Consider the following 24,143-nt stretch of genomic DNA (forward strand, 5'->3'; position numbering starts at 1 on the left):
ATTTATATTCAACCCGTATATCCCCGAACCCCAAACTTATCCTCTACAAAAACATAGATATTATACTGAAACCTAAGTGAGGCTTGTTTTAGGGCAATGAAAGATAATGACCTGTGCAAAACGCCTGTCATCCAGGCAAGGGTAAAGGCGGGTATGACCGCCGGGGAACTTGTTGAGCAGTTTGGTAAATCGCGGGCTTATAACGCCGGATCTCTCTGGCATGCGGTAAATATCTATGAAAAGATGCTCTCCGACCCGGAGGTCGTGAAATTCTTCGGTCTTGCAGGTGCCATGGTGCCGGGAGGAATGGGAGGCATAGTCGAGGACCTGATACTTCAGGGGCACATCGATGTTCTCGTTTCGACGGGGGCAAACCTGACGCACGACGTTATAGAGGCGATCGGGTGCAGGCACTACCACGGGACTGAGATCTGCAACGACGTGGAGCTTCGCGACGAGGAGATCAACAGGATATATGATATATTCCTCCCGAACGACGCGTTCATCAAATTCGAGGAGTTCCTGCAGGGAGTATTCTCGGGCCTTGAAACAGACAAAAAATACGGCATAGCCGATCTCACCAGGACAATAGGCAGAAACCTTGACTCGGGAATTCTTGCTGCGGCCGCAAAGAAAGAGGTCCCGGTGTACTGTCCCGCAATACAGGATTCGATGATAGGACTGCAGTACTGGCTCTTTTCACAGATGAATAAGGTCACGATAGACGCTTTCGCCGATATGCCGTCGCTCATGGATATATGCTTCGGCGCAAAAAAGAGCGGGGCGATGCTGGTTGGCGGGGGAGTCCCGAAAAATTATATCTTCCAGTCGATGCTTATGACTCCTAACGGTTTCGACTATGCAGTACAGCTTACCGGTGACAGGCCGGACCTCGGCGGCCTTTCAGGTGCAACCCTCGACGAGGCGAAATCCTGGGGAAAACTCACCGGTGAGGCTACAGCACAGACGGTTTACGGCGATGCGACGATCAACCTGCCGCTGATCGTTGCGGCGACACTTGAAAGACTGGAGATGCGAAGATGACGGAGCTTATACTTGCACTTGACGTGCTGACAAGAGAGGAGGCGGTATATATTGCAGATAAGACGGCACCTTATCTTGATGCCATCAAGATCGGCTACCCCCTTGTACTCGGTGCGGGAATGAAAATTGTTCATGAGATTGCAGGACTCGGCCTGCCGCTTATCGCGGACTTCAAGGTCGCCGATATCCCGAACACGAATAAACTCATCACAGAGCATGCATTCCAGGCAGGGTTCTCGGCCATTATTGCACAGGGATTTACCGGAAGCGATTCCGTAGAGGCCTGCGTGGAGACGGCGCACGACTATGGCGGCAGCTGCTACGTGGTGTCGGAGATGAGCCACCCCGGTGCTCTTGAATTCCTCTCGGGAGAGAATGCAGCCAGGATCGCAAGGATGGGGGTGGAGTGCGGTGCAGACGGGATCATAGCCCCTGCAACACGGCCCGAGAGGGTAAAGGCTCTCAGGGAGATAATCGGCAGCAAAAAGATCCTCTCACCCGGCGTTGGAGCACAGGGAGGAGATGCAAAAGAGATTGCGCCGCTTATCGACGGAATGATCGTCGGCCGCTCGATATACAATGCCGAAGACCCGGCAAAGGCCGCAGAAGAGTATTCCTTCGTACGCCGATGATGAGATGACCCGTTCCGATGCGAATAGCAGATGACGAGCCCTATGAGTCGCCTGAGGCGAAAACGGGAACAATTTTATTTTAACCGAAATTTATGCCCCCGGCCCGCTCCATGTTTTCCCTGTAGATTGTAATCAGGCGGGCTGCCGCATCGTCAAGCAGGTCTGCAGGAACACTGCCGGTCTTTTCAAGCTCTTCTTTCACTCTTTCCAGCAGGAGTTCATCGCTTGAGACTCCGCCCCTGTAGATCGAATAAAATAAGCTGTCCAGGCCTTCGATCGCGATCTTCTTCCCGTCAATCTCCAGCACAACGGAATTTTTCCCTGAAAAAACGTCTCCTTCCATATTCCTGACAAAAGTTCCTTGCCCCGCAGGATATTTATTCGTTTGCAGGACAGTCCCGAAATTTTGTGAATGGCATGCAGGGGGCCGGCGCGAATGTATACACAGGAATCATTGACATTAATAAACATTTCCGATAATCCGGACTCTATACCAGGCTTAATTTTCGAACCGCATCCAAAAAAGTTATTAACTATCCATCAAATTCTTAATACATGATATGGACTGAAGAACAGCTTGAACTTGCAAAGAAATACAAGACCCTTGAAGATATCCCCGAAGAAGAACGCAGGTACAAATGCCACACATGCCATATGGTTGTCGAGGAGAGTCCATGCCCCAACTGCGGGGAGACGCACCTCGAGATCATGTGCCCTCTCGATCACTGTGGCTGTTCGCACGATATTATTGAAAAGATCGAGTACTGCCCTCTCTGCGGCCAGCCGATCTGCCCTGAGTGCGGTTCCCACGACGTCTCGCAGGTCTCCCGCGTAACCGGCTATCTCGCCGACGTTGCAGGGTGGAACCAGGGCAAACAGCAGGAACTCAAGGACAGATCACGCTATACGGTTGCATGAGATTCTTTTATACAAAAAATACTCTTTTTATCCGTGGTAATTTCAGGGCGGCAAGCACCGGAGTTGCAGGCGGCATTTCCGATATCAATACGATAACAAACAGCAGCGTTCCCAAAGACTTCGAATGCGAAGATCCGGCAGGATATATACACGATATTATAACAGGGAAAGGCTACGAAAATGACGGATTTTTCGGGCTCCTGACTGCTGTAAATATGAAGGATCTCTGCATATTTTCATGCGGATATATTACGGCGTTCATCACCGCCGGAGTAACCAACCCCAATCCCCAGGGCCCGGGGACGATAAATATCATAATACACTCCGCAAAGAGCATGCCCGACAGTGCTATGCTCGAGATGGTAAAGACGGTCACCGAGGCAAAAACAGCCGCTCTTTTCGACATGGGCTACAAATTCACCGGGACAACGACCGATGCCGTAATCGTCGCATACGACAGGGACGCAGCCGAATCGGCGGGGATGTACTGCGGCACATTTACAGAACCCGGAATGAAAGCGTATGAGTGCGTCAGGATGGGTGTGAAGGAGGCAATTCTCAGGAATGAATCGAAGGTCGTCAGGAAGAAGCCGTCTTTTTTCATATACAGCACGATCGGCGGTGCCCACTGGATGGAATGGTCTCCGGACTCATGCGAATACTACCCGTGTCATTTTAAGGGGCAGGCCTGCGATTTCTGCTACTGCCCGTTTTACCCGTGCCACGATGAACAATTGGGTGACTGGATCGATTCTGCCTCGGGAAAAAAGGTATGGGCATGCACCAGATGCCTGCTGATCCATCATCCGAAGGTTGCAAAATACCTGAAGAAAAACCCGGAGGCAGGCCTGGAAGATTTAAAAGATACTGCAAAAGATTACGGGCTGAAAATCAGGGAATAAGAAGATCCCGGATTCATCCCGAATAACTGTTGATTTTTATCCGACTACTCTTCGATTCCAAGTGCCTCGAGAAGTTCGGGCAGTGGAATACCGTGTCCTTCTGCTGCTTGGCGGATCGTTTCGCCGCTGGCAAGTGCGCATCCGACGCACCCCATTCCAAAACGCATCAGAATTTCTGCAGCTTTCGGATTTTCCTGCAAAAGTTCGGTTAAAGGACTATCTGCTGTTAGTGCCATTACCTATTTTATGCCGCTCATTGTTTTTAATAAATACTAATATTGCACAACCGGCATATGCACGTCTCACACTTTCGCAGTGCAGAGCCGGAGATTAAATATCACCAAAGTACCGATTATTAACTGGAGATGTTTTATTATGGACATAGATCCGCAGATTACAGAAAGAATCTCCCTTATATTCAAGGAAAAAGGCGTTCTCCTTGAGAACGACAAGATCGAATCGAAGCTGAAACTCCTGACCGCCGACTTCGGCATAGCACCTGAAGAGGCCGAAAAGATGGTGACGAGCGAACTCCTGCGTGAATACGGACTTAACGGCCCCTCGCAGCAGTCACCTTCCGCCCAGCAGCAGGCTGTACCGATCGCTGGTGTTTCGCCCGGCGACTGGGTGACCGTCGAAGGAAAGATAGTCTCACTCTCCTCTCCACAGTCCGAGGTAATCGCACAGAGCGGAATCCTCTCCGATGAATCAGGAGCTATCAGGTTTATCGTCTGGGCCAAATCCAATGCACCGCTGCTTGAAGAGCGCAAGTGGTACAGGTTCGAATCGGCAACTGTGGACGAGTACAGGGGTGCACCCAGCATGAAGATCCACTCCGGAACGACGATTACACCCATCGAGATGGAGAAGACATTCATGCCTTCGCCTGTTCCGATCTCAGCGCTGAAACCCGGTGTATCGACTATAAGAGCAAAGGTGATGCAGGACTGGGAGCCGCGTCACGAGAGGATGTTCCAGTCGGGACTGCTCGGCGACGAATCGGGCACTGTAAGATTCGTAACCTGGAAAGACGATACCAATGTCCGCCTCGAAGCAGGAAAGGTCTACAATATCTATTATGCCGGTGTCGACGAATTCCAGGGAAGGCTCTCCATGAACCTGACGGGGGCTATGATCCTGGAAGACGAAGGAGCCGATATCGAGGTTGCTTCCGGCGATACGAAGATCTCGGGTGCTTTCGTGCATATGGGGGGGGGTACGGGCCTTATCAAGCGCTGCAAGGTTGAAGGGTGCAACAGGGCCTTATCCAGGCAGAATTACTGCCCGGTGCACGAGATCCAGAACGACTTCCGCTATGATCTCAGGATAACCGGTGTCGTCGACAACGGACAGAAGGCAACCAATGTCCTTGTCCAGAGGCAGGAAGCCGAGAAACTCACCGGGATCTCCCTTGAAGCGGCTATCGAGACGGCCGAGAACAACCCGCTCGGATTCGACGATGTAATAATGAAGATGCAGGAAGCTCTTTTAGGCAGGTATGTCGAGTGCAAAGGGAGCGATATAGACGGAACTCTGCTTGTTAAGAGCTGCTCCCTTGTGAAGTACGACTCAACCCGCCATGCGGATCTGATCAACAGGGCTTCGGTACTGCCTGAAGGAGGTGAGCAGTAATGAGCAAAGGAGGATTTTCAAGACCTGCAGGAAGTTTTGTCCGCGAACCTGCGATCAGGGTATTCTCAACCGAACTGAGGGAATCAAGACTACAGTTCAGGGACGGAGAGGATGAAAAAAGCCCGAGCTTCATTCTTCTCCCAACGGGAGAGAGATGCAACAGGATATTCATCTGCGGGGAAGTAACCCAGAAGGAGAAGCGGGGCGACCAGAACACGTTTTATACCGCAAGACTCCGCGACCCGGCAGGGCTTTTCTTCCTGAACGCCGGCAGCTACCAGCAGGAAGCCATGCAGCAGATGGCGAAGATCAACCAGGGCGACTTCGCTGCAGTCGTAGGAAAACCGGGAATCAGGGAGACTCCGGACGGATCGATCTTTGTCACAGTCAGGGTAGAAACAATTACCCGGATCGATAAGGACACCTATCTCACGTGGATCGACGATGCGGCCGAACAGACGCTTGACCGGCTGGAGAGGTTCGGCAGCACGGACGACTCCATGAAGGCTTCGGAGTTCTATAATACGTCAACCGAACACTATAGGCGAATAGTTTACGAATCGCTTGTTGCAGCCGATATCTAAGCCGGCACACACGCCCAGGAATTCCCGGCAAATCAAATCAATTTTTATAATGCCCTGCATCTTATATTTAACCAGTATACTGTTGTTTGCGGCACGGAATCAGTACAGAACTTGATCCCTCCCCAATAACGGCAATAATTACAGGGAGTACTGAACGGATATATGGCTTCAAACCGGGAGATGGAAAAGAAGATCAAGGCCCTTGCAGACTACCTCAGGGTGAACCCGGACAAGATCACGCCATCAAAGGGGACATTATATTCATTCAGGGCGTTCTACTACGGCCCTAACAGGGCATACCTGGTGCTTACGGAGATCGAAGCCAATGTTGCCGCCAGGAGGGCGATAATGAACAGGCTCTGGGTAATAGCACTTGAATCCGTCTTCAACTATTTCGATATAGGGTGCTACCCCGCAGACGCCCTCGAAAAGCTCTCGCATGACGATATCAGGAAGATTAACGCCGGTCTCGAAACCCTGTTCGAGAAGACATGCGGCATCGAGATCCTCGCCGAGAAGATGTTATCACTCGGGAACAGGGCAAACATACTCGCAGATTACGACCAGAAAGAAAGTACTCATGGCGATTATTTAATTTACAGGCTTTTCTAATCAAAATATGACTTTAATTAAATGATTAGAACTCCCCGGGTTATTTGAAATGCGTTAACAACAGGCAAAAAAAAGATCATTCAGCATTTATAAATATATAGAAAAAATAGATCCAATAGTATCTAGTCAAAATTAATTTTCATCAATTTTCCCTGAGGTGGCTTATGGAGCTAAAAGATATCATTAAAGTATTGAAACTTGCAATCGAAGGCGACCATTCGGTCCGGATCGATTCGGATGCCTGCAAAGATCCCGAATTAAAAGAGCTTTCCGATACGATCAACACGGCCATAGAATTTCTTGTGGACTGTAAAAATACGACCGACAGCGTCCAGATGATGATCGCGCAAAATCCCATCCCAATTGTCATCGTAGACAGCAGTTTCAATATCGTGGATGTGAACAAATCGTATGCAGACCTTCTCGGAGTTACACTTCCTGAGGCTCTTTCAGGCGATAAAAATCTGTATAAAGCGAAAACATTGAGGGGGGAAGGAGCAGGCGAACTGTTCTCCATGAGGAAGAAGACAGAATGCGAACTTGAGATGACCCTGAGATCGGGTACTGTCAAATACGTCGTGCAGAAGGGGGTTCCGCTCGTCGATGAGAGCAATAACGTAAACATCGGAATGTTCGTGTTCCTCGACATCACAAGGGAACGCGAAGAAGAGAGAGAGATCGCAAAGGACCTGAAAAAGATCGAAGCTCTCCAGGAGCGTTCCGAGACGATCGTCCAGCAGAACCCGATGCCTATCCTTCTCTGCGACAAAGAGATGAATATCAGAGTTGTAAACCCGGCATATTCCGATCTCTCAGGCATACCAATAAGCAGACTCATAAAAATGTCGCTCAGGGATTTTAAGGTCCTGGAGCAGAAGGGCGAAGGGATAAAGAATGTCTTCGAGACAAGAAGGAGATGTTTCGGGGAGGTCAGAGTAGAATTCCCCACAGGAGTAAAGACCCTGGAGCAGTACGGAATTCCGATATTCAACGCAGACGGAGATATTTCAAACCTCCTGATAGTATATAACGATATAACCGCGATCAGGGAGAAGGAAGCCGAAGTTCTCAGGCTGATGGAAGAACAGAAAGAAAAGGCTGAATCCCTCGAACTGAGCACAAACGATATAGAAAAGGGCCTGAAGGCGATGAGCGACGGTGATTTCACCGTTACCGTGAAACACAGGGAGAACGACCTGCTCAAACAGCTCAAAGACAATTACAACAAAGCGATAAACGAGAGCAGAACCATCTTCGGAGATGCGATTAAGGCGATGATAGAGGTCGAGTCGTATATGAGCGACGCGAACCACAGTACCGGAGAGGTCGCAAAGGCGTCCGAACAGGTTGCAATAAATGGACAGAAAGCCGCCGAGCTCACACGCAACCTGTTGCGCGCAATGGAGGAGATCAACAAGGAGATCTCGGACATGTCAGCATCCAACGAAGAGATTGCAAGCACATCGCAGGAGGTTTTGGACCAGTCGGGCAGGGTCTCCGAGATGGGCAGGGAAGCAGAGGAGCTCGGGCGCAACGCGACATCCAAGATGGAAGTCGTAATGGGCATCACGAATAAAAGCGTCGACGAGATCGAAGGCCTCAACAACCAGCTAAAGGAGATCAATAATGTCGTCAGGCTTATCACAGAGATCACGAACCAGATCAATATGCTCGCACTCAATGCCGCAATAGAGGCTGCAAGAGCAGGCGAACACGGGAGAGGCTTTGCGGTCGTCGCCGGAGAGGTCAAAAATCTTGCAAGCGATGCAAGAGAGGCGACTGCCCAGATCGACAGCGTTATAGAGAAGATCCAGAAGGCAAGCCTCGGAACGGTCGAATCGATAAAATCGGCCAATACCGAGGTCACGTCAGGTGCAGAGAGCGTAAACGCAACAATCCGGGCTTTAAACAATATCGTAGAAGGCGCCGAGCGTGTTACAATGGATATGGGCGAGATTGCACGGGCAATCGAGGACCAGGCCAATATCGCCAACAAGATCGTCGGCCAGACCGACAAGAGCACGGTGCTTGCCGGGGATGTCCAGAACGAGATCGACGAGCTTGCAGCACTCTCCGAGGAGACAAGCGCCTCCGTGCAGGAGATTGCCAGCGCTGTGGACGAGGTTACAGGTCTTGCAAAACAAATAAAGGAAACAATAAGTCAGTTAAAGGTCTGATAATATTCCACAGGAGAGAGATCAATGACAGTCATTGATATCGTTGAGTTCGAGATCAACAACGAGCGTTATGCACTCGATATCGGCCTTACAAGAGAGATCGTTGAGATGATACCGATAACCCCGGTACCTAGGGCGCCACCGTACATCGCAGGGATAATCAATCTCCGCGGTGAGATTACAAACATCATCAATCTCAACAATATCCTGGGCCTGCCTGAAAAAAGTGCTGAGGATATAGAGGAGCATAAGATAATCGTTCTTGTTCCTGAAGCCGCCGAAGGATCGATCGTCGGAATCATCGTCGATGCGGTTCATTCGGTCCTCCAGATCCCTGAGAAGAATATTGAAAAGGTCAGCGGCGGCCTCTCGAGCGAGGCCTATGTAAAGGGAATAATCAAAATCGAGGACAAGGACACCGAGAACATGGATACGGAGAAGGGAAGACAGAAAAGGCTGATAATCTGGCTGGATATCAGCCAGCTCCTCCAGGATCTTCTGGCTTCAGCCAGGTAGACGGCCTTTAACGCTCTTTTTTCTCACATATCTTTTTATTTTATCTGAATATTTACCCGTCAGGCCCCCTATGGTCGATGTAATAAGAACCATAACAGCTATTGTTCCCAGAACCAGGGGTGATCCGTATGTCGCAATGGCAAGAGAAAATTCTCCCCTTGCCGTAGTCTCCGACCAGATCTCTATTCCGGAGAGGTAGTTTCCGTGCGTCGCCTTTCCAATGACAAGCGATGAAATCAGCTTTGTCGTGACCGCCGCAAGCGAAAGGAGGATCACGGAGACCACCGGAAATCCGGATGACAGGTCAACGGAGATTCCGAAGAAGACGAAGAATATTACAAGGAATATATCCCTGAAAGGTCTTGCATGCTTTTCGAGTATCTCGGGCTTTGTAACCGACATCGCTGAGCCGAGGGCTATTGCAACCAGGGTTGAAGGGATATCGAGGGCAATGGCTACTCCGCCTGCAGCCAGCACAATGGAGAATGTGAACAGCAGCCCGAGATCCTCGTACCTCTCAAGAAATGCCCTGACAGTCTTCCTGAATAAGTAGCAAAGGGCAAAAAATCCGGCTATCAGCACCGCAGCGGTTGCTATTACGGCTGCCGGGGATTTGCTTCCCGAAGACAATGCCACAATGATCAGAAGAAGCATAATATCCTCAAAGACCATTATCCAGAGGATCGTCTCCGATTCCGGAGCCGCAAGCTTCCTGTTCTCAATGAGTGAGGCGACGGCCATAGCCGAACTGCTTATGTAAAAGGCGCAGGCGATGACGACCGCATCCATTACATCAAATCCCACGACGATTGCTACCGCATACCCAGTGAGGATGTTTATCGCGAGATCGACCGTTCCCGAAAGAAGAAATGAACGGCCCTGGCCGTATATCTCCCCGGGCTTCAGCTCAAGGCCCATCGTAAATAGGAGGAACAGCAGCCCGGCCTCGGCCAGGAAGTCGGAGACATCGCTCTCCCCGACTATTCCGAGACCTCCCGCCCCGAGCAGCAGACCTGCGAACATGTACGCGGGGATGGGAGGGAATCTCACCTTCTTCGATACCCATGCAAGGATAAGGCAGACGAGGAGGGCTAATGCAATTCCTTCAAACATTAACGAACGAATTCCTCCTCAAAACGCTTCATCTGTTCGGCATTTCCGATCACAAGAACCGAATCGTTCGTTTCAAAACGGAACGAGGGTGACGGGTTGAAGATGCTCTGGCCCTTCCGGCTCACGGCAACTACCGTTACCCCGGTGCTGCTGCGGATATTCAGGTCCCCTATAGTCTTTCCCGATGTCCTGTCGCCAAGCTTAAACGTGTGCATCTTTACTTTCAAATCGGCAAACGAGGAGAACACCATGCAGATCTCCTCCTCATCGGTCTCGAGAATTGCACCAGTGAGCACGTTGCCGATCCTTCTTGCTTCTGGAGGTGTAAGATCGGCCGAACAATAGTCTCCGTTGCCGGACCTCACGTAAAGCTGGACACCTTCACCCTCCATGTAGATAATCGATACCCGGTCACCCTTTTCAGTATCAAGTTCGTATTTGGTTCCGATGCCGGGCATATCGCGGGATGTAAATGACATTGAAAGTTTTTTGGGTCCTGATCGAATATCTACATTCCGAATGCAGGGGGCCCTTTTCAGGTGCAACTGAAATTGAAAAATTTTAACAGCTTTTGAAAGGAAGGTTATCCTGTGAACGGGATGCGGAGTAGAGATGACGGACAAACCACTTAAAGCCCCTGATATTGCAGAGATAGCCGGAGTTTCTGCCGGCGAGATGAAGAGGATAGCCGAAGAGTACAAAGTGGTTATCCCGTCAAGGGTTTTTGGGCGGGTAAAACTCTATGAACAGAAAGCCGCGGGAATAGTCGAAAAGATCTCCTCGATGGAGGCCGCAGGGAAGACGACGGCGGATATAATCAGGGAGCTCGGAGGCAAAGCCGCTGCAAAAAGTACAAAGGAAAAGACAGGAGAGAAGATCAGGAAAAAACAGAGCGCTCCTGCCGGAAACAATACCCCTTCGGGCAAAACACCAGCCTCAAGACCGTCCCGGGGAAAAGAGGATGAAACAGCCTTCATAGAACTGAAACTTAACAGGCTGACAAACAGGGTGGAGCAGCTTGAAAAACAGCTCCTTGCGGAACGGGCCGAACGTAACGAGGAGAGGAAGGAATATCTCAGGATTATTGCAGAAATAACCGAAAACACTGATGCCACAGGGGAATGGGTAGACTATTTTGACAAAAAAATCGACGACCTTTCTGCAGGACAGGACGAATTCAACAAAAAGACACTTGAATGGATCGACTATACCGAAGAAGAAATCGATCTCCTCAAAAAACCGTTCTGGAAAAGGCGCAGATAATAAAACTAACCGATCAGGCATTGGCTTCCGGTAAATTCGAAGTCATAAAAGAATATATATCAAAAAAGGACCTACATAGGAGCTGTACAGGAGGAATTGAGAATGAAAATGGCATATTCGTTCGCAGCAGTGCTTCTTCTGGCGGCATGCCTTCTCTTTGCAGGATGCACCGGAACATGTACAACAATGCTGTATGATGATGACAACGGAAAGACCGTTGATGTTTCAAAGGACTGCGAGATCATGATCGAACTTACGGAAAACCCGACAACCGGGTACACATGGGAGCTCACAGCACCGGGGCTGACATATGTCTCTGACGAGTATGTGCCCGATGCAAACAGCGAGGGTCTCGTCGGTGCCGGTGGAGTCCATGTATTCACATACAAGGCAGAGAACACCGGCATATTCAACATAGAAGGCATATACAAGCGTTCATGGGAAGAGACATCGACCGATGACACGACCTGGTCGGCAACGGTTGTAGTAAAATAAACCCAACTTTTTTTTATCCCGGAACACACGGTTCAGGATTAAATCTTTTCAGAGCCTATAGTAGAGGATATTGAAGCACGGCATATTTCACGCTGAAAGAACATCGGGTTCCCGGGACAAATTCAGCCACGGCACCACAATCATTCTCCTTTCGGCCTGCATTCTCCTGCCGATGATATCGGAGTCGATGCTTGTTGCCGCACTTCCGGGAATAGAACTTGAGTTCTCGACCCAGGGAATAATAGGGGCATGGATCCTTCCGGTAGTTCTTCTCCTTGGAGCGAGTTTATGCCCGTTCCTCGGGACACTCGGCGACAACCTCGGAAGAAAGAAGGTTCTCTCCATAGGCCTTGCCTTCTATGTCGCCGGAGTTTTGCTCTCCGGGTTCTCGTGGGATATCTGGTCGCTTCTCCTCTTCAGGGCGATGCAGGGCATAGGCATAGCCGCATCCCCAATCGCATTTGCAATAGTATCCGAGCATTTCCCTCCCGAAAGAGTCTCTACAGGGATCGGAATTCTCGCCGGATGCTACGGGGCGGGGACACTCCTAGGTATTTTCTTCGGGTCGATCGTGACCGGTATCCTCGGGTGGAGATGGACCTACTATATCCTGATCCCGGTTGTCATCCTGCATCTTGTACTGGTAAATCTCAAAATCCCCTCGTCGCCCGGAACCCCCGGGAGAAAATCGGACTGGGCAGGCGCTTTCCTCCTGCTGGTCGCGATTTTCTTCCTTATGACGGCCGTAACTCTCTGCTACGGAGGAGAGTTTGAGTCCTTGCCGGTCGCTGTTTCGGTGGCACTTTCAGTGATAGTGGGCGTATTGTTCGTATACTGCGAAAAGAGATCTGCATTCCCTTCGATAGACCTCAGAATGCTTAAAAAAAGGAAGGTTGCCATAATCGCGGCGATGGCGCTGCTTTTGAACATGACTACCTTCCTCTACGTTCAGGTATTCCCGTTCATAATCCAGTCCCCAGCAGGCCTTATGCTCGGCGAACTTTTCGTCGGCTGTATAATGGTTCCCGGCTCCATCGCAGACATGATCATGAGTACATCAGCGGGCGTCTGGGTGCGAAGGAAAGGCCATAAACCGGTATTTTACTTGGGCGGGGTACTGATAATAATCGCACCGCTCGTATATTTCCTGCTGCCTCTGTCCGTAATAACGCTCGCGGCGGTCTACACCATATTCTGTGCGGGCATGGGAATGATCTCAACGGCCTATCTCATTCTGATGATCGGCACCGTTCCGCCGGACAGGACCGCGGGTGCAACCGGGCTCCTGAATTCATACACGAACATCGGCGGCATGATCGGGCCGATAATAACCGGCATCTTCCTCGCGACATTCTCGGTAAAAACAGTAGTAGACGGCGTATCATGGCAGACCCCGACACCAGAGGCTTTTTTTTACACATTTGCAACAGGCATGGCTGCAGCACTTGTGATAATGATGCTGATAATCGCGATAAACAACGGGCGGAAGGTTCAATTATGAAATTTTCCCGTATCTGCTGAAAATTATTTATTTGTTTAAAATTAATCATCTCTCTATGCTACAAAGGAAGAGTGCATTGTTATGCATGACCCTGGCGGCCCTGGGGTTGTTATTCCTGGCGGTATGCACACCCTGTGCAGCCATGAATATCGAGGTAACCGACGGAACCCTCCCCGACTCACAGGATGAAGCCGCTACAATAACATATACCATAGTTATTACAGGACTACCGGTACAAGCGGAATATCTTGAGATCAGCACCGATCTTATTCCAGTTTCAGACTCTACGCTCTGGACCGTGCCCGATACGACCTATGTCGAGATCGAAGGCGGAGAAGATTCACTGAACGACCAGAAGATCACGCTCAAAATCCTCGAGTATCCCGACCAGGGCATAACGGTCACATGCTCCGGCAGGGTGCCTTCGCTGACCTCGGTCGAGACTGTCGACGGCGTTGTCATTACAAAGAGGGTGGAGCAGAGCACCGGCTACATCTATTATCACGTGCGTGCGCTGGATGAAAACAACGATCTTCTCGGGACGGCTGCAACCGAGACCTTTTCGATAACCATACCCGGAGAGGACGTGTTCAAGGAAAGGCTGAATGCCGTCTCCGACACCGACATGAGGGCAATCATCGACGATCTCTACTCAAAGGGCCTGACTGACGAGGCAGGAGACCTGCTCGATTACTGGGAAGCGCCGAAGGAGTCGACGGTCTCTCTTACGATGACCGCCATCGCCGCGATAGTCCTCATGATCATAGGGCTAGTCGTGGGTGTCATCTTCGGCCAGATCAGGGCAAGAAACATGCAGGACTTCGAGGATGACTACAGGGGGAGATGAGATTGCCAAATGACGGCATAATCGAGGGAAGACCCTTCCAGATGCCCGACGAACTCACAGTCGTCGCGGTAGGCGGATGCGGAAAAAAGCTGATCTCGCAGATCTACGAGCACGACTGGTTCCTGAAGCACTACCTTTCCGACGCCAAGAGACTTACCCTCTACACACTCGACACCGATACCAACCAGAGGAAAGAAGACCTCCGGAGGGTCGCGGGTGTCGAGAAGAAACTCTCCGAGATCCAAAAGACCGAAAACCTCACAGGCGGAAGCGTCAAGGCATTCCACTATCACATCCCCGATCTCGCGAATGTCGACCGCGTCTCGTCCCTGACTTCAAAGGATATAATCGAGCAGGTAAAGAACCGGAGGGAGCCGCCGCTCGTGGACGTCTGGTGGATGAACGATCCGGATTACGGCTTCGACTACCAGGAGTTGAAGAAGGTAGACCCGAACATCGTCGATGACTTCGGCGGGGGAGTGCACAGGCGCCGTGCGATCTCCAAGGCCGTATTCTACAAAGCCATAACGCAGGGCGGCGAGCAGTTCCCGTCATTCCAGGGACACGGGCCGGTGGCGATCATCGTCGGACTCGGCGGAGGAACCGGCTCGGGGATGTTCATCGATCTCGCCCGCTACATCAAGGAGAAACGCGGACAAGAGGCAAAGATTTGGCTCTTCTGCGTCCTTCCTGCGGCAGGAGAAGGGGAGAAGGAACAGCTCAACGCTGCAATCGCACTCTCAGAGATAGAATACCTGAACATGAAGGACGACAAGCTCTTCAACTACATCGTCCTCTCTTCCTTAAGCCCGACCGGCTACGTAGACGGCGGAGACCGGAAGAGGGAGGTAGTCGAGTTCGATTCGTCCTTCCCGTACATGTTCATCAACGCATTTTACCTCCCGACGGCCGATATTTCGGCGATAGTCGATGCAAAGAGAGACTATTCGGGATTCATATTCGCGGACTCGCATGTGATCGAGTATCCTGTCGAGAACCTACGGACCCTGAAAAAAGGATTCGAGGATGTGATCGCGTCCTACTCGGAGATCTCGAACGAAAGAACACGCCTCTTAAAAGAGATCTCGACCTTCTTCGCCACGAACGAGAACCTCTACCCGGCCGAGTTCTCAAAGACGGACACAGAGATTACGCATTCCGACGTAACCAAATTCAAGAAGGAGATCGAGAAGATCAGGAATGTCTGGGAGAACGAGATCACGTCTCTTCTCAACTTCCAGACGCAGAATATCATCGAATCCGCAATAAGCAACAACATGCCGGTAGAGCTGAAGGAGCTCGACAGGATTAACGAATTCGACAAGCTCGCCGAATATGTCACAAGGCTCAAAAAGTCCCTTGAAAACGAGAGTAAACCGCACGAGAACGCGAAGGACCAGGAACTCTACGAACTTGTCAAAAAGAATCTCAACCTCCTCGGGCAGATGGCCGAACTCCAGAATAAGACGCTCGCGGTCAGGGACAACTCGGCCCGTCTCGCCCTTGTAAACCTGATCAGGGGCGAAGAGAACTTCGGAAAGATTTCAGGGGATATCTCCTCCGAGACCGGAAAGCTCAGGGCGGAAGTGAGCGAGGCAGATACCAAAGTTTCGAAGAAGAGATCCGAGCTCGACGAGATCGTAAAGCTCAGGGACAGGGATGTCGGCCTTGTCAAATCAGAGATCAACGCCCTCGCAAAACCTGTCGACGATTATATCGCGCTGGGCCACGGGGGAGACGAAAGCGGCAGGTCGCTTGAGGATCTTGAAAGAGAGTATATCGATAAATTCGCATGGCTGATGTCGCTCCTCATCGAGAGGATCAATGAAACCTCTGGCAAGAAGAAGCTGAAGCCGATCAGGCGCGATGCCTGGATGGGCTCTCTCCCGCTCGGCGAGATGCAGACCGATATCGACAGGCTGGAAAAGATTACCGGAACCGATCTTGCATACCTGAACGACCTCGCCGAATCCGTCTCGCTCTACTACTTCAACGATTATATGATGAGAGTAGCCAAAAAGCAGGGATTCGGGGACACGCTCCTCGGGAAGAAGCTCAACTTCGAGATGTTCAGGAGCGAAAAGGCCACAAAGGAGGAACGCATCAACAAGATCGCGAGGATGCATCCCGGAAGGATCTTCATCCGCGAACCCTTCGAGATATATGTCCAGGACAGGTTCATCACGGGAGAGTTCGACTCGAAGATGGTCTCCCTCCGCGAGGCCGTAATCGAGCCGCTCGTCTCCCAGTTCAATCTCGAATCCGAGGAGAAAAAGGCGCTTATATCCTCGTTTTCAGGCGGAGACAGCGGACGGATACTCTCTGGCCTCAGGGAACGGCTTACAGGGATCATCAACAGCCGCGAAGGATACGAATCGAGAATCGACAGTATCAACGGCGAGATCGACGACCTTATCCAGTCCAAAAAAGAGATGCAGCAGGAGATCGAGTTCTTCACCAGGCTCGACGAGCTCATCTCTTCTTCGTTTGAGGCAAGGAAGAAGCTCAAAGCCGCACTCGACAGCTACGACTCCGGCCTCAGGGATATCGAGGAGAGAAGACGCGGCGGCTCGAAGACCATCGAAGGCATGTACAGGACATGGTTCGGGGAGATCAATCCCGCCATACTGTCCCTGCTAAACGACGACTCGGACCTCTCTTCGCTCGACTACGACAACGACGGGAAGAAGGAGATCGAGAAGCTCTACAATATCGTCAGGTGGAAGTACAAGGATCTCATAGATGCGCACAAGCTCGGCGTGAACAACCTCTCCGTCGGCCACGGACCCGGAGGAACGGAGAGATGGAGCTTCGAGAAATCAGCACTCGTCGCATCGTCGCCCTCCAGGTGGCTGTCGCAGATGACCGACAACAATGCGGGAGACTTCAGGCGGTATCTTGTAAAGGCCCTCGACCTCAAGGGTGTGGACTCAGCCAAGGTCAACTCGCACAACTACACGAAGCCCTGGGAGGTCTCGCTCACGTTCTTTGCCGCGGCAAGCTTCCTCGACAATATCTCGCCCCTTACGACCGGCGGCGGGTATTGGGAGAAATACGAGAGATCTAAGAACAACATCCTGCATCACGCCCTCTACCTCCAGCAGGGGAAGTATGTGACACGCAAACGCACCCTCCTGCTCGCCGATGCGGCAGAGATCGCAGGCCTTGAAGACGGCAACAAGAAGTCTAGGGACGAGGCAAAGGAGAGGGTTCTTGATCTTTACGAGGTGAAGGATATCAAAGAGGCTGCCGGGGAATGATAATCAACAACAAAAGGCGAAAGATCTATCTTCTCGCCGGCCTTCCCCTTGCGATAATAGTTGCATACATATTTGTCAGTATCGCGCCATACTTCAAGAACCACCCGACCCCCGCGTCACTGACGGTATTCATGGAGTTTCTCTGCGGCCTGTTCTTTGCAATCGCGATAGGGATGATCTTCAACGAGGACTCAAGGATCAACGGGATCATATACTGCGGAATATTTGCTGCAATCCCCGTATTCTATGTCAATGTCAGCCCCTGGGCGAATGTAACGCTTCTCCTGCTCGCTTTCGGGTCAGGAGCGGGAGTGGGCGCAGTTGCCGTGATCAGGTCGGTTCTCTCGAACAGGTATGACAGCCTTGCGAAGATCGCAAAACTCCTGTTCACGATATTCTTCGCGATAATCATCGGGTTCCTGGCGTACGAACTCTATGCCTCATCCTTCTCCGCCGATGCATCGGTATCTGAGTACCTGATTCTGCAGAACGTATTCGTATTCGGAACGGGCATCGTCATATCGCTGGTCTTATACTGGCTCGCCATCAGGATCACGATAGGGGTCCGTGCCTCGGAGATATTCATATTCGGGCCGAGGTCCTCTGGAAAGACCTACTTCGTGCTCGGCCTCTGGGGCTACATCTCCGAACACTTCGACAAAGGTCACTCGAACGAGGGTGTCGTCCTCACGGGCGATCCCAATGACGACGGTGAGGACCTAAGGATATCGAACCTCTATGCAAACGTGCTCGACGGCCAGATATTGTCGAGGACATACAGGTACCAGATGGTGATGTACCAGCTCACCGGAAAGAAGTTCGGCATAATTCCTGTAAAATGGACGGTCGTCGACTATGCGGGAGAATATTACGACGAGCTGAACGAGGTGAACTACACCAGGGCCATAAACCAGATCGCACCTGCACTCGGGATGCACCCCAACGATATCAGGAGGCGTGCCGGGACGATAGACTTCGTGAAGTACATAAAATTGAACTTCAGGGACATGCTCGTCGACCCGGAGTTCACGAAGAGCGTCATACTGATCACGATGTACGGGAACTTCCTGAGAGCAGGCAAGGTGATCTTCCTCATCGACGGCGAAAAGATAACCGGAAGCAGGAAGGGCCAGGCCCAGCTTGCAAGGGAGTTCGGCGGTTACATGAAGACACTTATCGATCTTGAAAACCGGCGGAATATGAGATTCTTCAACCCCAACAAGAAGTACGCCCTCGCTGTTACCAAGACCGACCTCCTCTTCTGGAAAAACAAGGAGATAAGGAACCAGATACTCTCGATGGGTGCGGAGAAGCTCTCGGGCATAGACGACCACTCGAGGAACGCCAGCGAGATCGAGAAGAAGATATTCTCGATACTCTCCGCAAATACGGTATTCAGAAATCTCGTCAATATGATGAACGATATCTCGATGTACTTCGTCGCGGTCTCGGTGGACGCGACAGCCGAGCCTTTCCCGACCGAAGAGGGCTTCGAGGACGAGATCGCCCCGAAGGGCCTTGCGCCGTGGAGGTTTACCGAGATAATAAAATTCGGCCTTTAGACCGGACTAAAAGGACGAAGAATAATGGAAGAAAATTACGGACTATTTACAACAGACGGCCAGAGGCTCGCAGGAAACCTCCAGGACGAGTCGATTACGGGACTCGCGGAGAGGCTGGACGAGAGCACGGCGTCGCTTTTTATAAAAACATCAGGAACATTTGTCTGGCTCGGAACCGCTGTCAACGTCCAGAAGAAGGGAAGACGACCGGACACCTTCATTTATATCGAAAAAACATCCTGGTACGGGTCGCTTCCGCCGAGGATCGACCTCTCTTACATACACGAATTCTTCGAAAGGGTTGCCGAAAGGCTCTCTTCGATCGACTACGGGATACGCGATCTCGCCTCCGATACCGCATTCATAGGAGAGCGCCGGGGCAGATTCGTCTCCGGCCTCTCCGGGACCGGCGTGGTCGAGTACGCACTCGGGAAGACTCTTCTCTGCAAAGAGGTCGTGTGCGTATCCGACGACCTCTCGAAATCGGTCGACTTTGTTGTAGCGATAGCGGAGAAGCTCTTCCCGTTCCTCTACGCAGGATTCACAATCGTCGTCTCGAAGAGAAGTTTCAGGGGAGCGGACATTCTTGTCACCGAAAAGACGGCGGCAAAGGCGGATATCCGGCTGGATACCGAGACGATAGAGGATACGAAGTGGACGGACATCTACCGTACCGCGGGTGTCCTCCCGCAGAAGCCGGGAATGGCGCACTGGGCGGCCGAAAGAAGGAGCAGAAGACAGATCGCAGAAAGGCTCCTCTCGGACCTGAAGAAGAATGCCAGGGCAGCAGGAAGGAGTTCGTACCTGGAATCTTTTATCGATTCCGAGGAAATCGAGAAGTTCCCCTGCGACAAAGACGGAGTCACAGGAGCCTTATCGGTGCAGGGGGAGCCTTCCACCGGAAAGAGGAACGGGCGGACCCCGTCCGAGGACGACTACGGTAAATGGGAGGTCTCGGAATACGACCGCATGAAACTGATGGACGATTACGAGCAGCTGATGGAGACGAGGAAGAAGAAGAGAATAAAGATAATCGCTGCAGTGTTCGTAATCTTCATTCTTGCCGCAGCAGCGATCTTCGTAATCGTAAAACCCGCGGGACTCACAGGGTTCCTGCCCGGCTTCCCGGTCCAGACTTCCGCAACCCCAACGTCAACTCCATATATCACGCCGTCGGAGACGATCGCCCAGCCGGAGGGAAATATCACCATCGAAAGGCTGAACGCGAGCCCCGGCAATATCCCCGAAGGGCTTAGGGGTGTAAGCGGTACCTACAATATAACGACCGACTCCCCACAGACAGTATTGATCGAACTTACCGGGATTTATGACCCGCTCTTATCCTACTACCTCATGGAGTTCAATACTTCCGGCTATTCATGGGATTACGTGACCGGGACATCGGAATACTCGGAGGCCGGTGCGATGGTCGTCATACCCGAATCTGGGATCTACAGGATATTTACTGCAAAAACCGGACCGGAAGAGAATATTACGGATACGAATACGACCGGCGGGGCATGATTATCCGCCCTCCGTGTGACTGGTGATTACTCCGGGAAGTTTGTTCATGAGTGCCGGGCGGAATAGAACCCTGTTCATATTTTCTGCTGCAATAGTGCTTGCAGCAGTACTCATGGTCTCCTGCGTCTCGGCCGAAGATACGACGAAAGGATCGCTTGATGTCAGTTCGAATCCTTCGGGGGCGGATGTCTACCTCAACGACGAATTCATAGGGAATACACCACTTACGGTGAATGCTCTTTATCCCGGCATATATTACGTCAGGCTCGAGATGACAGGCTATGAACCATGGGAAAAGATATTCGATATAAAAGAGGGAGAGACCACCTACATATCCTATAACCTTGACGCATCAGTCGGTGAGGCATACTCCATAAATACCGAACCTGATGGTGCTGAGATCTATTTTGACGATGAATTCAAGGGTTATTCCGACAAGGTCCTAAACAATCTTCCCACGGGACAGCATGAAATCACCCTCGTCCTCGACGGGTACCAGGACTACAGGAGAATTGTCTATATCCAGGAGGGAATGTCGCAGTCGCTTACTCACGTATTCGAACCGATGCCCACCACAGGTACGGTGGTAGTAGAGTCTGTACCGTCAAATGCCGATGTCTATATGAACGGCGAATACATGGGAAGGTCAATGCTTACCCTCGAGGAGGTCGAACCCGGCACATACAGCATTACCGTGAAAAAGACCGGCTATGAGGACTGGGACGGTGTGGTTGTGGTCGAAGCCGGAAAGATCTCGGATGTCTCTGCCGAACTCACGGCGGCCAAAGCGCCGGTTACCATCAATACGGTTCCCGAAGGCGCCTCGGTTGTATATGACGGAGAAGACTTGGGCACCACGCCGCTCGAATTTCAGGCCGGGCAGGGGAAGCACGAGCTTGTGATCACGAAATTCGGTTATGCCGACCTGACTACATCGATCAATGTCAGTTACGAGGGAGGAGACTACGTCTTCGAACTTGTGCCGATGATCGCCGAGGCGATAGCGGAGGCCGAAGCGGTGATAGCGGAGAACAGCGAGTACGGCCCGGCCGGAGCACAAACCGCCATAGAGAAGGCGAAGGAAGCCTACAACGACGGCGATGATGAAGGAGCTCTTTCATGGGCGCAGATCGCATTCCGGCTTGCCGGCGATGTGGACGACGACGGGATCGACAACCAGAACGACATGGCCCCGGGGGTGAACAATATTATAATCTACATCTCCCCGGTTTTCATCCTGATTGCTCTGATTGCCCTGATCGGCTACGATTTCAGGCGTCACATCATAAACCCTGTCCTTGAGATTGAGGTTCCCCCCTCGATCGATCCGGACGACGAAGACGCAAAGGCGAAGATCTCGATCGATACGGGCGGGCCCGCAAAAGGGCATGTGTGCACAGTCATGATAGACGGGGAGAGGGTGGAATACATCTCTGAGACCGGAACGTTCGACATAAGCCTTGCCGGGAGGATGCCCGGCCTGCACAAAATAGAGGCAAAGCTCGAAGTTGCAAGGGAGAGATACGGAACTAAGGTCGTTACGGCATCGAAGGTCTTTGAAGTGGGCAGCGATATCATCATCGCCGAAGAGATGATGGAGTGATCCGAAGGACGACCTGAAAGATTAATTTTAGATCAGGCGGTTACTTCTACTATGAACGGGGGAAAGATGAAGACTGAAGATAAGATTCTCCTTGGAGCTGCAGCGGTCATTTTTGCTTTTCTTATAATATGCCTGCTTGCGGCAGTCGTTATCGCATTTACTGCCACCGGCAGTGACAGCCCGGAAGAGATCCATTTCTCCGACATATACGGGAAAAACAACCTGCAGTGGCCTTTCTGGCCGCTGGAAAAGAACATTTACGGTGATCTTTCCGAAGCGCAGGCCGAATATGCCACCGATTACATGTTCGACAATATCAGAAACACCACGGGGACTGCCGGCAGGATGAACTTCGGCGCCTGCAAAGCAATCTTCATCGACTGCGGAGATTACGTCCACGAGATCGTATTTTACTACGGGAATACGACCGAATACGATCTCACTCCCGAACTTATGGCTGAAAATTCGACAGTTCTGCCGGGAAGAGATAATCTCACCGCAGGCTACAGGATGTACAGGATTTACCCTGAATTTCCGGCCTATTACAATGCCGAGACACCTTATGTCGACTTTACGGACGCATGGACTGACAGTTCGGTCTCGTGCATCGCGGGAGATATCGCCCGTGTAAGAACCGAAGGAAGATTCTACCGGAATTATGACGGAAAGGTTGCAGCCGTTATCGACATGACAGATCTCGGTGAGAAATCCGGGTGGGTCGTGTCAGGCAAGGAAATGATGGAGTCGAAGCAGGACAGCGACTATTCGGGAACCGTCTCGTTTGAAGGAGAATATGTCATACCTTCGGTCCCGGTGATGCCCGTGATATACATCGATTCCCGCGTGACATGCGGGCCATACGGCGATGTCTCGATGTTCTCATTCAGCAACGTCACCCTGCCGTTCTCCTTAGGGATAGTCGGGCTTTTCATATATGTAGTCCTGCTGCTTTTAAGCGGCGGATGCGTGATTAAATACCTTACAGGAGATAAAAAGAAAGAGGATGAAGAAGAAGGAAAATCGTGAGTATCAGGATTTTGTCTTCATTTCCCTTGCAATTTTTCTCTTCACCTTATCCCAGGCGGGAGTTGTCAGGAAACTCTCTTCCATATACGATATCATCTTCTCAAACATCTTCACCGGAACTGCAAGATGCTCTCGACTCCATGAAGGCCGACGGAACATATGACACCATACTCGCAAGATACGGTCTGACCGAACCAGGATATGCGGTCGAATACGGCCCTGAAACCGCCCTTTTTGCACTGATGTCCTACTGCGACGGAAGAATGGCCTCTGTACAGAGGGGGCTTGAAGCTGCAGCCGTCACATCTGAGGCGGCATCGGGGGATTGGCAGGAGATAAGACCGGTCCTTGCCGGGATCGAAGACAATGAACCGGATGCAAGAATGTGGTATTCCTATACCAACGGGACCTATTATACTGTCGTCGACGGCCTTGCAAGTGCGAACCTGATGAACCGTTCGTACTTCCCGATCATCCTTTCGGGACAGGAATCTGTCGGAACGGTAGTTGTAAGCTATTCAACCGGCAAAAGTACGGCAATTGTGGCTGTGCCAGTGAAGGACGGAGACGATGTCACGGGCGTGCTTGGCGCCTCAGTTTATCTCGAGGGAATTACCGAAGCCCTGAAGGACGAACTCCCGGGCACTGTGTTCAATGCAGTCGACAAAGAAGGAAAATTCGCGCTGAATTCGGATACCGGGCTGATTTCACAGGAAGTAATGATTAACGACGGAAACACTTCATTCGGCCGTGCAGTGGAATATATGCTCTTTACCGGCGAGGGATCGGTCGAATACGAGTCCCAAGGCAAAAACTGGAATGCTGTATTCAGGAAATCACCTCTTACCGGGTGGATCTATTCAGTTGCGGAAAGCGCCTGACCGTGTCACAGGCGGGATTTTCAATCCTTTTTTAAAAAAGAATAAAGCCGA

23 protein-coding genes are annotated in these 24,143 nt (G+C 51.3%); 19 read left to right on the top strand and 4 right to left on the bottom strand.

The genetic code is table 11. The features are described 5' to 3' along the window. Positions 1-96 precede the first annotated feature (96 nt). Entirely contained in the window at positions 97-1,044 is a 948-nt protein-coding gene (locus tag METPAY_RS02140) for a deoxyhypusine synthase (protein ID WP_048148708.1), read from the top strand. Then, a complete protein-coding gene (gene pyrF / locus METPAY_RS02145; RefSeq protein ID WP_048148710.1) occupies positions 1,041-1,676 on the top strand; it encodes an orotidine-5'-phosphate decarboxylase in 636 nt (211 codons plus the stop codon). Before METPAY_RS02140 ends, pyrF begins: the two co-directional genes overlap by 4 nt. 79 nt (positions 1,677-1,755) lie before the next feature. On the opposite strand, the gene METPAY_RS02150 is transcribed toward pyrF, so the two are convergent. Continuing rightward, positions 1,756-2,019, bottom strand: coding sequence for a hypothetical protein (locus METPAY_RS02150; RefSeq protein WP_013328107.1), 264 nt, complete (start codon positions 2,017-2,019; stop codon positions 1,756-1,758). Positions 2,020-2,231: 212 nt separating this feature from the next. Here METPAY_RS02150 and nrdD point away from each other — a divergent pair, with 212 nt between their 5' ends. Further along, complete coding sequence (gene nrdD, locus METPAY_RS02155; RefSeq protein WP_013328106.1) at positions 2,232-2,594, top strand: anaerobic ribonucleoside-triphosphate reductase; 363 nt, start codon at positions 2,232-2,234, stop codon at positions 2,592-2,594. After that, complete coding sequence (locus METPAY_RS02160; RefSeq protein ID WP_048148712.1) at positions 2,591-3,496, top strand: adenosylcobinamide amidohydrolase; 906 nt, start codon at positions 2,591-2,593, stop codon at positions 3,494-3,496. Before nrdD ends, METPAY_RS02160 begins: the two co-directional genes overlap by 4 nt. A 44-nt stretch (positions 3,497-3,540) precedes the next feature. On the opposite strand, the gene METPAY_RS02165 is transcribed toward METPAY_RS02160, so the two are convergent. Beyond that, positions 3,541-3,732 (bottom strand): DUF1858 domain-containing protein, encoded by a 192-nt coding sequence (locus tag METPAY_RS02165; protein WP_013328104.1) that lies wholly within the window; start codon positions 3,730-3,732, stop codon positions 3,541-3,543. Between the two features lie 139 nt (positions 3,733-3,871). Here METPAY_RS02165 and METPAY_RS02170 point away from each other — a divergent pair, with 139 nt between their 5' ends. The 5 genes from METPAY_RS02170 (at position 3,872) to METPAY_RS02190 (ending at position 9,017) form a co-directional block, all read left to right on the top strand. Then, positions 3,872-5,128, top strand: a complete 1,257-nt coding sequence (locus METPAY_RS02170) for a nucleotide-binding protein (RefSeq protein ID WP_013328103.1) — start codon at positions 3,872-3,874, stop codon at positions 5,126-5,128. After that, positions 5,128-5,712: a tRNA/helicase-type nucleic acid-binding protein gene (locus tag METPAY_RS02175; RefSeq protein WP_048148714.1), complete on the top strand. Its 585-nt coding sequence runs from the start codon at positions 5,128-5,130 to the stop codon at positions 5,710-5,712. The genes METPAY_RS02170 and METPAY_RS02175 overlap by 1 nt, the downstream gene beginning before the upstream one ends. Positions 5,713-5,874: 162 nt before the next feature. Continuing rightward, a complete protein-coding gene (locus tag METPAY_RS02180) occupies positions 5,875-6,324 on the top strand; it encodes a hypothetical protein (RefSeq protein ID WP_048148716.1) in 450 nt (149 codons plus the stop codon). A 164-nt stretch (positions 6,325-6,488) separates the two neighbouring features. Then, the gene (locus tag METPAY_RS02185; RefSeq protein WP_048148718.1) at positions 6,489-8,501 is read left to right on the top strand and encodes a methyl-accepting chemotaxis protein; all 2,013 of its coding nucleotides are present in this window, start codon (positions 6,489-6,491) and stop codon (positions 8,499-8,501) included. A 24-nt stretch (positions 8,502-8,525) separates the two neighbouring features. Further along, positions 8,526-9,017, top strand: a complete 492-nt coding sequence (locus tag METPAY_RS02190; RefSeq protein ID WP_048148719.1) for a chemotaxis protein CheW — start codon at positions 8,526-8,528, stop codon at positions 9,015-9,017. Here the strand turns inward: METPAY_RS02190 and METPAY_RS02195 are convergent. Together METPAY_RS02195 and METPAY_RS02200 are read right to left on the bottom strand one after the other, a co-directional pair. Then, the gene (locus tag METPAY_RS02195; protein ID WP_048148721.1) at positions 9,006-10,130 is read right to left on the bottom strand and encodes a cation:proton antiporter; all 1,125 of its coding nucleotides are present in this window, start codon (positions 10,128-10,130) and stop codon (positions 9,006-9,008) included. The genes METPAY_RS02190 and METPAY_RS02195 overlap by 12 nt on opposite strands. Continuing rightward, entirely contained in the window at positions 10,130-10,609 is a 480-nt protein-coding gene (locus tag METPAY_RS02200) for a TrkA C-terminal domain-containing protein (RefSeq protein WP_048148723.1), read from the bottom strand. Before METPAY_RS02200 ends, METPAY_RS02195 begins: the two co-directional genes overlap by 1 nt. Before the next feature lie 133 nt (positions 10,610-10,742). On the opposite strand from METPAY_RS02200, the gene METPAY_RS02205 reads away from it, so the two are divergent. The 10 genes from METPAY_RS02205 (at position 10,743) to METPAY_RS02250 (ending at position 24,092) form a co-directional block, all read left to right on the top strand. Further along, positions 10,743-11,393, top strand: coding sequence for a hypothetical protein (locus tag METPAY_RS02205; protein WP_048148725.1), 651 nt, complete (start codon positions 10,743-10,745; stop codon positions 11,391-11,393). Between the two features lie 102 nt (positions 11,394-11,495). Then, a complete protein-coding gene (locus METPAY_RS02210) occupies positions 11,496-11,888 on the top strand; it encodes a protease inhibitor I42 family protein (RefSeq protein ID WP_048148728.1) in 393 nt (130 codons plus the stop codon). A 70-nt stretch (positions 11,889-11,958) separates the two neighbouring features. Beyond that, positions 11,959-13,389, top strand: a complete 1,431-nt coding sequence (locus METPAY_RS02215; protein ID WP_048148729.1) for an MFS transporter — start codon at positions 11,959-11,961, stop codon at positions 13,387-13,389. Positions 13,390-13,444: 55 nt separating this feature from the next. After that, positions 13,445-14,236 carry a hypothetical protein gene (locus METPAY_RS02220; protein WP_048148731.1) on the top strand — a complete coding sequence of 264 codons (792 nt, stop codon included), beginning with the start codon at positions 13,445-13,447 and terminating at the stop codon, positions 14,234-14,236. Then, positions 14,233-17,496 carry a tubulin-like doman-containing protein gene (locus tag METPAY_RS02225; RefSeq protein WP_048148732.1) on the top strand — a complete coding sequence of 1,088 codons (3,264 nt, stop codon included), beginning with the start codon at positions 14,233-14,235 and terminating at the stop codon, positions 17,494-17,496. Before METPAY_RS02220 ends, METPAY_RS02225 begins: the two co-directional genes overlap by 4 nt. Beyond that, positions 17,493-19,058: a hypothetical protein gene (locus METPAY_RS02230; protein ID WP_048148734.1), complete on the top strand. Its 1,566-nt coding sequence runs from the start codon at positions 17,493-17,495 to the stop codon at positions 19,056-19,058. The genes METPAY_RS02225 and METPAY_RS02230 overlap by 4 nt, the downstream gene beginning before the upstream one ends. A 24-nt stretch (positions 19,059-19,082) precedes the next feature. Further along, entirely contained in the window at positions 19,083-20,582 is a 1,500-nt protein-coding gene (locus METPAY_RS02235) for a hypothetical protein (protein WP_048148736.1), read from the top strand. Positions 20,583-20,628: 46 nt separating this feature from the next. Continuing rightward, the gene (locus METPAY_RS02240) at positions 20,629-22,185 is read left to right on the top strand and encodes a PEGA domain-containing protein (protein WP_084600654.1); all 1,557 of its coding nucleotides are present in this window, start codon (positions 20,629-20,631) and stop codon (positions 22,183-22,185) included. A gap of 51 nt (positions 22,186-22,236) precedes the next feature. Further along, complete coding sequence (locus METPAY_RS02245; protein ID WP_048148739.1) at positions 22,237-23,211, top strand: hypothetical protein; 975 nt, start codon at positions 22,237-22,239, stop codon at positions 23,209-23,211. 62 nt (positions 23,212-23,273) lie between these two features. Further along, on the top strand, positions 23,274-24,092 hold the full coding sequence (locus METPAY_RS02250) for a PDC sensor domain-containing protein (protein WP_245611500.1): 819 nt from the start codon (positions 23,274-23,276) through the stop codon (positions 24,090-24,092). Positions 24,093-24,143: the final 51 nt, after the last annotated feature.

Source organism: Methanolacinia paynteri (assembly GCF_000784355.1).
Classification (GTDB): Archaea; Halobacteriota; Methanomicrobia; order Methanomicrobiales; family Methanomicrobiaceae; genus Methanolacinia; species Methanolacinia paynteri.

Excerpts from the sequence above, each read along its gene's own strand:
- METPAY_RS02180 (WP_048148716.1), top strand. The coding sequence starts at position 5,875 with ATGGCTTCAAACCGGGAGATGGAAAAGAAGATCAAGGCCCTTGCAGAC.
- METPAY_RS02140 (WP_048148708.1), top strand. The coding sequence starts at position 97 with ATGAAAGATAATGACCTGTGCAAAACGCCTGTCATCCAGGCAAGGGTA.
- METPAY_RS02210 (WP_048148728.1), top strand. The coding sequence starts at position 11,496 with ATGAAAATGGCATATTCGTTCGCAGCAGTGCTTCTTCTGGCGGCATGC.
- METPAY_RS02230 (WP_048148734.1), top strand. The coding sequence starts at position 17,493 with ATGATAATCAACAACAAAAGGCGAAAGATCTATCTTCTCGCCGGCCTT.
- nrdD (WP_013328106.1), top strand. The coding sequence starts at position 2,232 with ATGATATGGACTGAAGAACAGCTTGAACTTGCAAAGAAATACAAGACC.
- METPAY_RS02240 (WP_084600654.1), top strand. The coding sequence starts at position 20,629 with ATGAGTGCCGGGCGGAATAGAACCCTGTTCATATTTTCTGCTGCAATA.
- METPAY_RS02175 (WP_048148714.1), top strand. The coding sequence starts at position 5,128 with ATGAGCAAAGGAGGATTTTCAAGACCTGCAGGAAGTTTTGTCCGCGAA.
- METPAY_RS02205 (WP_048148725.1), top strand. The coding sequence starts at position 10,743 with ATGACGGACAAACCACTTAAAGCCCCTGATATTGCAGAGATAGCCGGA.
- METPAY_RS02160 (WP_048148712.1), top strand. The coding sequence starts at position 2,591 with ATGAGATTCTTTTATACAAAAAATACTCTTTTTATCCGTGGTAATTTC.
- METPAY_RS02185 (WP_048148718.1), top strand. The coding sequence starts at position 6,489 with ATGGAGCTAAAAGATATCATTAAAGTATTGAAACTTGCAATCGAAGGC.
- METPAY_RS02150 (WP_013328107.1), bottom strand. The coding sequence starts at position 2,019 with ATGGAAGGAGACGTTTTTTCAGGGAAAAATTCCGTTGTGCTGGAGATT.
- METPAY_RS02200 (WP_048148723.1), bottom strand. The coding sequence starts at position 10,609 with ATGTCATTTACATCCCGCGATATGCCCGGCATCGGAACCAAATACGAA.
- METPAY_RS02190 (WP_048148719.1), top strand. The coding sequence starts at position 8,526 with ATGACAGTCATTGATATCGTTGAGTTCGAGATCAACAACGAGCGTTAT.
- METPAY_RS02165 (WP_013328104.1), bottom strand. The coding sequence starts at position 3,732 with ATGGCACTAACAGCAGATAGTCCTTTAACCGAACTTTTGCAGGAAAAT.
- METPAY_RS02245 (WP_048148739.1), top strand. The coding sequence starts at position 22,237 with ATGAACGGGGGAAAGATGAAGACTGAAGATAAGATTCTCCTTGGAGCT.
- METPAY_RS02195 (WP_048148721.1), bottom strand. The coding sequence starts at position 10,130 with ATGTTTGAAGGAATTGCATTAGCCCTCCTCGTCTGCCTTATCCTTGCA.
- pyrF (WP_048148710.1), top strand. The coding sequence starts at position 1,041 with ATGACGGAGCTTATACTTGCACTTGACGTGCTGACAAGAGAGGAGGCG.
- METPAY_RS02235 (WP_048148736.1), top strand. The coding sequence starts at position 19,083 with ATGGAAGAAAATTACGGACTATTTACAACAGACGGCCAGAGGCTCGCA.
- METPAY_RS02220 (WP_048148731.1), top strand. The coding sequence starts at position 13,445 with ATGCTACAAAGGAAGAGTGCATTGTTATGCATGACCCTGGCGGCCCTG.
- METPAY_RS02170 (WP_013328103.1), top strand. The coding sequence starts at position 3,872 with ATGGACATAGATCCGCAGATTACAGAAAGAATCTCCCTTATATTCAAG.
- METPAY_RS02225 (WP_048148732.1), top strand. The coding sequence starts at position 14,233 with ATGAGATTGCCAAATGACGGCATAATCGAGGGAAGACCCTTCCAGATG.